General features: G+C 34.7%; 1 protein-coding gene and 1 pseudogene. Both read left to right on the top strand.

Translation table 11 applies throughout. The features are described from left to right. Positions 1–274 precede the first annotated feature (274 nt). Entirely contained in the window at positions 275–991 is a 717-nt protein-coding gene (locus ACFIO3_RS11475) for a hypothetical protein (protein WP_375608555.1), read from the top strand. A 102-nt stretch (positions 992–1,093) separates the two neighbouring features. Continuing rightward, a pseudogene (locus ACFIO3_RS11470) lies at positions 1,094–1,429 on the top strand (transcriptional regulator); the annotation flags it as partial. Positions 1,430–2,490 lie beyond the last annotated feature (1,061 nt).

The following is a 2,490-nucleotide window of genomic DNA, read 5'->3' as shown; positions in this document are numbered from 1 at the left end:
CGTACAATAAGCGTTATATAAACGCCCCGTTGTTCCAACGTCATCCCATCTGTACCACTTATCCAGTCATACAAATGGAATCTTATCCATGGCATACCATTAGACATGCGCATCCCCTTTTTTTATTAAATATAAATTAGTGATCATAGTCCCCCCCTTAAGGCTGTTGCGTATTTATACGTGCGCTATGACAGAGCGTGTTGTGATTGCCTGTCTTGCAAAAATGTTTTTGAAAAAGTAACCTCCCAACGATTCTAAAAAAGTGGGGGGAGTTATGATGCAAGAATGGATAAAGATATTTCTTACAGGTTTTTTGTCATTTATTGCATCTCTTTTAGTGGCTCTTATTTTAAGAAATAAAAACCGCAAAGAAGCTGACAAAATCCGCCAAGAAGATTTAGAAAAATCTGCAAAAAAACGAGAAGAAGATTTAGACAATATAGAAAGGCAATTAGAACAGCTAAAAAAACAAGCTGAAGCCGCAAAAGAGCACGTCTCCATTTTATGGGCAGAAAAACAAATACGAGACTTAGGTCCAAAGTTGAAGGTTACTATGAAAGAGTCAACAGCATACAAATATGACAAAGACTTCTTCATAGAGGTAAATGGCATCATAAAAAATCCTACAGAGCAAACAATGAGAATAAATAATTTTCGGTTATATAACGAAAACCCATTTGCGTTTGATAAAGGTGCTCTTTTGGGAAGATATCCAATGCATTTAGAACCAGAAAATGAAAAGTATATACCCTTAAAAAGTCTTTTTGTAGCAGATTTAAAAACACAGGAGATCTTCGATTTTTTTAATTTAGATGCATCTGAAGAAACAGAATTTTCTTTCACAGTTCGCCACCTAAAACCAGATATCGTAAGCACACCAATCTTTATCATTGAACACACTTCATCAAATCATGCAGAGAAAATACTTGAAACTATTTTTTGGCCCAGCTTTTTACTGCCACTCGAGGAGAATAGTCTCAAAAGCGGTTAATTTTTTCCATTAAATCTTTTTGTGTTTGAATTAAATCTTCTTGTTTACGTATTATGTTTTCCATTATTTTATCTGTCTCTTTTTCATGCGTTTCCGTCATTAGGTGAAGGCGAAATGCTTAGTGACATGGCAAAGGCGAAAGCAGCTGGTTTTAAAGCACCCACCATTCCTGCTGGTCTCATGAAAAAGCTTGGTCGCATAGCTTATACAACCTATCGCGATGCAAATATAAAACTCCCTCCTGAAGATATAGCGGAACGCGCGGCGGAACTTTATGGAAAACTGCAAGAGCTTGTTCAAGACATCAACGACACGGAAGACGTCGAGCTTATTTTACCTCTTTTAAAACTGCATTTAAAGCGTCAAATAGAGGCTGAAAATACACATCTAGTAACTACACATAGTAACTACACAAGATACGACTTAATGCCCCTTTAAATATGAAAAATCGATATGAAAATCTTTTTACATTAGAAAAATTACATAACTATTTGATTTACAATTATATATTGCCTCTAAAAATAGATAACCATCAATAGGTGAAAATCTTTTTTGCTTTTTTTGTCATTTTGGGTTGATTTTGGAGTCAATTGAACTTTTAGATTGTTTTTTTCAAAGGGTCTTCAAAGGCGGTTTTCTGGGCTTTCACAGACTTTTTAAAAATCTTCAAAGACCTTTCAAAGATCATTTAAAATCTCTTTAATACGTCTTTATTTTTTTCTCTTAAAGGTCGCAATTTGAGATGATAAGTTCTTGAGCCGGAGTCACATTATTTGAGAAAAAGCGTATATAAGATGTGTTCATCTCTTCTAGAGTAAATTGACTGAAAATTTTTCCATGTCCCAAGCACATTATTCAGATATATTATTAAAGAGAGAAACGTTTAAGCAATTTGGTCAAGTTATCCCTATTCCTCTCTCCCACCCAAAGTGCAAGGTGCACCTTTGATTTTCTATTTCCTTCACACGCAATTTCATTGTGATCTGAACTTGATTTAGTTTGAAGACATTGCGCAATCTGGCAAAGCATTCACCAATCTAATCCCCCATTCATATCAAAAGCCATAGCCGCTTTGGCAGCATAAATGCTAAAAGCTTTTAAATACTGTTCGTAAATCCCAGCTTTGCTGACACGGGTCATCAGTTCTAAATTTTTCCCTAAATTCCGATTTTTGCAATTTTAAGTGTCAAAATAGATTTTGATAAAACGCGCACTGAATGGTAAATAACTATAAGAACAATGAATTATCGCGTATTCTTATCTAATCTCAACTCTTCCAACTTAGTACAAAGCCTTATGTAAAAACCACAGCGATTTTGAAACAATTCAAATCTTAACGATTATTATTTCCTTAACTGGTGGTATTTCTCATCGGCGTTTCATCTCAGCATAGCTCTAAGAATAAAAGCGGATTGAACTATCTATTTTAATGACCAGAACAATATATTTAGCGATCTACTATCAACATCGCCAGATCAGTTGTACAATAACATATTGAA

Source organism: Bartonella sp. AD328YNZD, from assembly GCF_042196425.1.
Note: the sequence above shows the minus strand (reverse complement) of the source record. Positions and strands in the feature narration are given on the sequence as shown.

What these genes read in the sequence shown, in the direction of transcription:
- ACFIO3_RS11475 (WP_375608555.1), top strand. Translation starts at nt 275, where the DNA reads ATGATGCAAGAATGGATAAAGATATTTCTTACAGGTTTTTTGTCATTT.